This window comes from Sphaerisporangium rhizosphaerae (assembly GCF_042665155.1).
GTDB lineage: Bacteria > Actinomycetota > Actinomycetes > Streptosporangiales > Streptosporangiaceae > Sphaerisporangium > Sphaerisporangium rhizosphaerae.
Genome location: NZ_JBHTCG010000022.1, coordinates 136,736 through 143,893, shown reverse-complemented (window position 1 = coordinate 143,893; position 7,158 = coordinate 136,736). Strand labels below are relative to the sequence as shown.

7 protein-coding genes are annotated in these 7,158 nt (G+C 72.2%); 2 read left to right on the top strand and 5 right to left on the bottom strand.

Translation table 11 applies throughout. The features are described from left to right. On the bottom strand, positions 1 to 617 hold a 617-nt coding region (locus tag ACFQSB_RS27470), incomplete at its 3' end, for a hypothetical protein (RefSeq protein ID WP_380829801.1). Positions 618 to 804: 187 nt separating this feature from the next. On the opposite strand from ACFQSB_RS27470, the gene ACFQSB_RS27465 reads away from it, so the two are divergent. Further along, positions 805 to 1,779 (top strand): 4-hydroxy-3-methylbut-2-enyl diphosphate reductase, encoded by a 975-nt coding sequence (locus tag ACFQSB_RS27465; protein ID WP_380829800.1) that lies wholly within the window; start codon positions 805 to 807, stop codon positions 1,777 to 1,779. A 28-nt stretch (positions 1,780 to 1,807) separates the two neighbouring features. Here ACFQSB_RS27465 and ACFQSB_RS27460 read toward each other — a convergent pair whose 3' ends face one another. From ACFQSB_RS27460 to ACFQSB_RS27450, 3 genes are read right to left on the bottom strand one after another with little or no spacing between them, the layout of a single operon-like run. After that, positions 1,808 to 2,341, bottom strand: coding sequence for a nucleoside/nucleotide kinase family protein (locus tag ACFQSB_RS27460; RefSeq protein WP_380829799.1), 534 nt, complete (start codon positions 2,339 to 2,341; stop codon positions 1,808 to 1,810). Positions 2,342 to 2,343: 2 nt separating this feature from the next. Then, entirely contained in the window at positions 2,344 to 2,883 is a 540-nt protein-coding gene (locus ACFQSB_RS27455) for a DUF6542 domain-containing protein (protein ID WP_354922820.1), read from the bottom strand. 48 nt (positions 2,884 to 2,931) lie between these two features. Continuing rightward, the gene (locus ACFQSB_RS27450) at positions 2,932 to 4,398 is read right to left on the bottom strand and encodes a DNA recombination protein RmuC (protein WP_380829798.1); all 1,467 of its coding nucleotides are present in this window, start codon (positions 4,396 to 4,398) and stop codon (positions 2,932 to 2,934) included. 74 nt (positions 4,399 to 4,472) lie between these two features. On the opposite strand from ACFQSB_RS27450, the gene ychF reads away from it, so the two are divergent. Then, a complete protein-coding gene (gene ychF / locus ACFQSB_RS27445) occupies positions 4,473 to 5,549 on the top strand; it encodes a redox-regulated ATPase YchF (RefSeq protein ID WP_354922826.1) in 1,077 nt (358 codons plus the stop codon). Here the strand turns inward: ychF and ACFQSB_RS27440 are convergent, their stop codons facing one another. Beyond that, positions 5,550 to 7,139: a serine/threonine-protein kinase gene (locus ACFQSB_RS27440; protein ID WP_380829797.1), complete on the bottom strand. Its 1,590-nt coding sequence runs from the start codon at positions 7,137 to 7,139 to the stop codon at positions 5,550 to 5,552. It abuts the gene before it with no gap. Positions 7,140 to 7,158 lie beyond the last annotated feature (19 nt).

Below are 7,158 nucleotides of genomic sequence, written 5' to 3'. Positions count from 1 at the left end.
CAGTTGCGCGGTCCGCTGGCGAACGGGATGTAGGCGGTGGCGGCGGCGGGTTCCGCGGTCGTGGCAGCGGGCTCGGTGACAGCGGACTCCGCGGTGGCGGGCTCCGTGGCGGGCTCGGCGGCGGCCGGTTCCGCGGCGGCCGGGGCAGGGGTCCCGGCGGCGGGCTTCGCGACGGGAGCCGGGGGCGCGGCCTCGGCGGGAGCCGCGGACGCGGCCGTGGTCGGGGCGGTGGTCGAGGCCGTGGTGGCGGCGCCGTCCGAGGGCTTGGCGGCCGCGCCGTTCTGGTGGTCGGCGGACACCCTGGGCCGGGGGGCGAAGATGACCGGCTCGCGCCTGGCGGGCTTCTCCTCCCGCTCCTCGCGCTCGTCCATGACGACCTGCGGGGAGGTCACGCCGGAGCCCCGCTCGTCGGCGGCGGCCTTGTCGTCGTCGCTGATGAGCCGCTTGATGCCCGTGCGGACGCGGTCGCTCAGCATCAGGGCCTGCCCGACCCCGCTGAGCGCGGTCTGCAGCACGTTGAGCGGCAGGTCCTTGGCCTTCTCCTTGAGTTCCCGGGGGTCTGTGACGGTTTGCCGGACGTTTTTGGCTATGGTGCGGACGATGTCGGTCAGTGACATGCCGGCTCCCTCAGAGGGTCTGATATTGGACGACCAGTCTCATCGGACTGGACCGCATGAGGTCAAGGGGCGGACGGACAGGGCCGTCGCACACGCACCCAAGCATAGGAAAGCAGATATACCGTGCGTGCCGCCGGAACCCGGGCCCACGGCCACCCAGGACGGCGAGAGCACATACCATGAGCACATGATTTCGGAGACCTCTGCGAGCCGACGTGTCCTGGTGGCCAAGCCACGCGGTTACTGCGCGGGGGTCGACCGCGCCGTGCAGGCCGTCGAGAAGGCTCTGGACCGCTACGGCGCCCCCATCTACGTCCGTAAGCAGATCGTGCACAACACCCACGTCGTCAAGACGCTCGAAGAGCGCGGCGCGGTCTTCGTGGAGGAGACCGAGGAGGTCCCCGAGGGCGCCATCGTCGTCTTCTCCGCCCACGGCGTGGCCCCGGCCGTCCACGAGGAGGCCGCCCGGCGGTCGCTGAAGACGATCGACGCCACCTGCCCGCTGGTCACCAAGGTCCACAACGAGGCCAAGCGCTTCGCCGCCAAGGACTACGACATCCTGCTCATCGGCCACGAGGGCCACGAGGAGGTCGAGGGCACCGCGGGTGAGGCCCCCGAGCACATCCAGCTCGTCGACGGCCTCGACGGGGTCGGCCGGGTCCAGGTGCGCGACCCCGAGCGGCTCGTCTGGCTGTCCCAGACCACGCTGTCGGTCGACGAGACCAACGAGACGGTGACCCGTCTGCGCGAGCGCTTCCCGAACCTCATCGACCCGCCGAGCGACGACATCTGCTACGCCACGCAGAACCGCCAGGTCGCGGTCAAGGAGATCGCGCGCGAGGCGCAGCTCGTCATCGTCGTCGGCTCCACCAACTCCTCCAACTCCAAGCGCCTGGTCGAGGTCGCCAAGGACGCCGGAGCCGACGCCTCCTATCTGGTGGACAACGCCTCCTTCATCCAGGACGCCTGGCTGGAGGGCGTCACCACGGTCGGCGTCACCAGCGGCGCCTCGGTGCCCGAAGAGCTGGTCGAGGGCGTGCTGGCCCGGCTGGCCGAGCGCGGCTTCGGCGACGTCGAGGAGGTCGAGTCGGTCCCCGAGAACGTCCGCTTCGCCCTGCCCCACGAGCTGCGCCGCGACCTGCGTCCCGCCGCCTCCCGCTGACGGCCCTTTCCACCTCCCGCAGGCGGGCTCAGCGGGTGCCGAGGACGGCGCCGAGCGCGTCGGGCACCAGCGAGGTGTCGATGACCAGGTCGGCGCGGTCGCGCACGCGTTCGGCGGCGAAGTAGGCCCGTTCCTGGCGGGCCCAGCGCTCCCAGTGCGGGCGGTAGGCCTCGCCGTCGCGGCTCAGCGCCCGCGTGCGGCGCACCTCGGACGGGGCCTCCACCCAGATCAGGCGCGAGAGGTACGGCGCCGCCGCCACGGACCCCGCGCCGGCGCCCTCGACCACCAGCGGCGACGGCGAGGGCACCTCGTGCCACTCGGCGTACGCGCCCCGCGTCCAGTCGTAGCGCCGCCAGCGGGCGGGACGGCCCTCGGCGCGCGGGCGCAGGATCCACCGGACGAGCCGATCGGCGCCGCCGAGCAGCCCGTCCCAGCCCGGGTACAGGTCGTCCATGTGGACGAGGGTGGCGCCCAGCTCGCCGGCGAGCGCGCCGCCCAGCGTCGTCTTGCCCGACCCCGACGGCCCGTCCACGGCGATGACCCCGGCCGGGCGCCCGCGCACGGTCAGGCCTCGGGCTCTCGTGGCGTGCCGTACACGCGGGGCTCGAAGTAGCCCTCGGGCTCGGGGACGTAGCCCTGCTCGGCGCCCGGCCTGGCCCGGCGGGGAGCTCCGGCCGCGGTGGCCGCGGAGGTGGAGCGGCCGGCCCGCAGCTCGGCGCGCAGCTCGCTGACGTTGTCGGGCAGCCCACGGAACCAGGCGACGGCCAGCACGAGCGCGGAGCCGCCGAACAGCCACGGCGCGGCGGCCGACAGCCCGGTGAACAGGCCGAGACCGAGCGCCTGGAGCAGCGACGGCGCGCCGAACCCGCCGAACAGGGCGCTCACCAGGGTGGCGGCGAAGAACACCAGCGGCGGGGCGACCACCAGCGCGAGCAGGTCACGCGGCTGGACGAGCAGGACGGCGGCCAGGCACGCGGCGCAGAAGACCAGCCCGATGACCAGCATCGACCCGGTCGGCCGGGAGGCGAGCGTCGCGACGAAAATGAGCGCCACGGCACCGCGGGCGGTCAGCCTGACCCCTGGTCGCGCTCGCTCCTGTGCCACCACCGCCGCCCCCTCCGGGCCCGGGCCCCACGGCCGCTCCGGCCGGCCTCATGACAAGTCTCGCGTCAACTTACCGTTCAGGCGAGGGGCCGGGAACGTGCTTGCCGTCTCTTCACCAGCGGCTGGCGGCGTCTCTGCCTCCCGTCCCTGCCCGCCGTCCCCCCGCGTCCCCCCCTCGCCTGCCGGCTCGCCGTCGCCCGGCATTCCGGTCTCGTCTTCCGGTTCCCCGTCGGGGGACGCGTCCGCTTCGCCGGGGAAGGGGTCCTCGCCGATGAGCTCGGGCATGGAGGGGGTGCGGGGGAGGTCCTCCACCAGGTCGGGCTGGGGGAGGGGGGCGTCGACCACGCCCAGGTCGTTCAGCCTGCGCGCCGTGACGAGCACGCGGCCCTCCAGCGAGCCGACGGTCTTGTTGTAGGCCACGACGGCCCGGCCGAGCGCCTTGCCCACCGCGTCGACGTTGCGGCCGAGCGCCCCGAGCCGCTCGTACAGCTCCTTGCCCAGGTCGAACACCGCGCGGGCGTTCTCGCTCAGCGCCTGCTGCTGCCAGGCGTACTGGGCGGTGCGCAGCATGGTGATCAGTGTCGTCGGGGTGGCGATGTGCACGCGCCTGCGCATGGCGTACTCCAGCAGCCCCGGGTCGCGCTCGAGCGCCGGTGCCAGGAACGCCTCACCGGGGATGAAGAGCACCACGAACTCGGGGGCCGGGCTGAACGCCTGCCAGTACGTCTTGGCGGCCAGCCGGTCGACGTGGTCGCGCAGGTGGCGGGCGTGCGCGTCCAGCCTGACCTCCTGCGCCCCCGCCTCGGCGGCCTCCGCGGCCTCCAGGTAGGCGGCCAGGGACACCTTGGAGTCCACGACGATGTTCTTGCCGCCCGCCAGGCGGACCACCATGTCCGGCCGCACGACGCCGTCGGCGGTCACGGCGGACGCCTGCTCGTCGAAGTCGCAGAACCGCGCCATGCCCGCGATCTCGGCGACCCGCCGCAGTTGCAGTTCGCCCCAGCGCCCGCGCGCCTCGGGGCGGCGCAGGGCGCGCACCAGGGCGCCGGTCTGCGCCTTGAGCTGCTCGGAGCTGTGCCGTACGAACTCCATCTGCTTGCCCAGCTCGGCCTGCGCCACCCGCTGCCCCGTCTCGCTCTCGCGGAGCTGCTCCTGCACCTTGGCCAGGGTCTCGCGCAGCGGGGCGACCAGGTTCTCGACGGCCTGCCTGCGCTGCTCCAGGTCGCCCGCGGCGTCGGCCCTGGAGGCGGCGAACCGGCTCTCGGCCAGCTCCAGGAAGCGCAGGTTGTTGACGTCCAGCGCCCGGTTGGACAGCGACTGGAAGCGCTGGGTCATCTGCTCCTCGACGTAGGCGACCTTCTCGTCGGCGGCCTGCGCGCGGGCCTCGGCCAGCGCGAGCCGGCTCTCGGCGCCGGCCAGCCGGGCGGCCGCCCGCGACCGGGCGAGGGCGAAGCCGATGACCAGCCCGGCGGCCAGCCCCACCGCCAGCTGGAAGGCGAGTGCCATCACGTCCATCTCTCGCATGATTCCAGGCTCATCGCCCCCACGGGTGTCAGGAACGGCGCCGGGGCACCGTAAACTCGGCGAACGTGAGCTTGAGCATCGGCATCGTCGGCCTGCCCAACGTCGGCAAGTCCACGCTTTTCAACGCGCTGACCAAGAGCGGCAACGCCCTCGCGGCGAACTACCCGTTCGCCACGATCGAGCCCAACGTGGGCATCGTCGGCGTGCCGGACTCCCGGCTGGCCGCACTGGCCGAGATCTACTCCTCCGCCAAGATCATCCCGGCGAAGGTCGAGTTCGTCGACATCGCGGGCCTGGTCAAGGGCGCGTCGGTCGGGCAGGGGCGGGGCAACCAGTTCCTGGCCAACATCCGCGAGACCGACGCGATCTGCCAGGTGATCCGGGTCTTCACCGACCCCGACGTCACGCACGTCGACGGCGACATCTCCCCGAGCCGCGACATCGAGACGATCAACACCGAGCTCATCCTGGCCGACCTGCAGACCATCGAGAAGGCCCTGCCGCGGCTCACCAAGGAGTCGCGGACCAACAAAGACCGCAAGGCCGTCCTGGAGGCCGCCGAGGCCGCCTCCAAGGTCCTGGACGGCGGCACGACGCTGTACGCCTCCGGCATGGACCTCACCGACCTGCGCGAGCTGCACCTGCTGACGGCCAAGCCGTTCCTGTACGTGTTCAACCTCGACTCCGACGAACTCGCCGACGAGGGGCTGCGCGCCCGCCTGTCGCAGGTGGTGGCCCCGGCCGAGGCGGTGTTCCTGGACGCCAAGATCGAGTCCGAGCTGGTCGAGCTGCCCGACGACGAGGCACTCGAACTGCTGCAGTCGGTGGGCCAGGAGGAGTCGGGCCTCACCCAGCTCGCCCGCGTGGGCTTCGAGACGCTCGGCCTGCAGACTTACCTGACGGCAGGGCCGAAGGAGACCCGGGCCTGGACGATCCGCAAGGGCGCCACGGCCCCGGAGGCCGCCGGGGTCATCCACACCGACTTCCAGCGCGGGTTCATCAAGGCCGAGGTCATCTCCTTCGACGACCTGGTCGAGGCCGGCTCGATGCCCGCCGCCCGCTCGGCGGGCAAGGCCCGCATCGAGGGCAAGGACTACGTCATGCGCGACGGCGACGTGGTGGAGTTCCGCTTCAACGTGTAGTCATCGATATGACTCCAGGTTGTCCGCCACCCACGTCGCGGCCAGGTCGGGACGGCGGTACCCGGGCGTGCGCAGCGTGAGGTACACGACGGCCGTCATGTTGTCCTTACGGAAGAGGACCTGCGTCCGGTAGATGTGGGTGCTGACGATGACCTCGCCTCGGGTGTAGCTGAAGGCCTCGTCGCCCACGGGCGGTCCCTGGCGGACCCGCGTCCCAGGGTTCCTTCTCGGCTCCTCCGCCATGCTGGTGCGCGTGGCGGCGAAGAACGAGTGGGCGAAGTCCGATGTCGCCGAGCGGATCAGCGTCAGATTGACGAAGACCCCGATGTCCTCCCTTATCCACATGCAGGAACCGTGGGTCTGGAACTGGCGTTTCACCGGAGTGCCGAGGAGCCGCCCGGCCTGCTGGGCGGTCAGCAGCGAGCAGGCCTCCGGGTCTCCTTTGTACAGGCCCTTCTCGGCCTGGACCGGGGACGAGCGCGCCGCGGAGCTCTTTGGCGCGGCGGTGTTTCCTCTCGGCGTCGTCGTCGGCGTCTTCAGCCACACGCCGCGGGTCGCGACCCCGGCCGCGGTGACCATGACCACCGCGAGTATCGATCCGAGAAGTACCGACCTGCCGCGCGGCGTCGGCCGTCGGGGTGGCACGGAGCTCGAAGAGGGTTGGGTGGTCGGGAAGCCGCTGCCCTGCCCGTAAGGCATCGCCGGGCCTGCCGGGATTCCGTGAGGCGGACCGCCGGGCCTGGGGAGGCGCATGGGCGGTGGCGCGGCGCCGGCCGCGACGGGCCGTAGCTGCCGGACCGCCTGGTCGCCGGTGGCCCGCCGAGCGGGATCCTTTTCGAGCAGGCCGGCCAGAACGGGCATGAGGGGCCCGGCTCGCCTCATCGGATGGGGTTCCTGCATGAGCACGGCGGCGAGCACGGCCGTCGGATTCTCCCGCGAGTAGGGAGCATGGCCCTCGACCGCGGTGAACAGAGTGGCGCCGAGCGCCCAGAGATCGGACGCCGGCCCGTCGACCTCGCCCCTGAGCCGCTCGGGGGCGATGAACCCCGGTGAGCCGGTCAGCATGCCGCTCTGGGTGAGAGACGGGTCTCCGGACAGGGTGGCGATGCCGAAGTCGGTGAGTACGACCCGGCCCTCGTCGGTGATCAGGATGTTGGCCGGCTTGAGGTCCCGATGGAGGACGCCGGAGCTGTGGGCGGCGCCGAGGGCGTCGAGCAGGCGCAGCCCGATTTCGGCGACCCGCTGCGGGGGCAGCGGGCCGTGATCGCGGATCAACTGGTGAAGCGAGCGGCCCTGGACCAGTTCCATGACGATCCAGGGCCGCTCGTCGTCGATGACGATGTCGTGCACGGTGACGATCGAAGGGTGAGCGCGCAGCCGGGCCGCCGCCCGGGCCTCGCGCAAGGTGCGCTCGCGCAGTTCGGCGCGCGTGCCCTCGTCCAGGTCGGGCGGCAGCCGCACCTCTTTGATGGCGACGTGCTGGCGCAGCAGGTCGTCGGAGGCCAGCCAGACGGTTCCCATGCCTCCCTTGCCGAGGAGGGAGATGAGCCGATAGCGCCCGACGAGGAAGCGAGGGGATGGCGTATCCACAGAGGGCAACATAGTGCGA

Coding starts and splice junctions, on each gene's coding strand:
- ACFQSB_RS27465 (WP_380829800.1), top strand. CDS start 805: ATGATTTCGGAGACCTCTGCGAGCCGACGTGTCCTGGTGGCCAAGCCA.
- ACFQSB_RS27450 (WP_380829798.1), bottom strand. CDS start 4,398: ATGGACGTGATGGCACTCGCCTTCCAGCTGGCGGTGGGGCTGGCCGCC.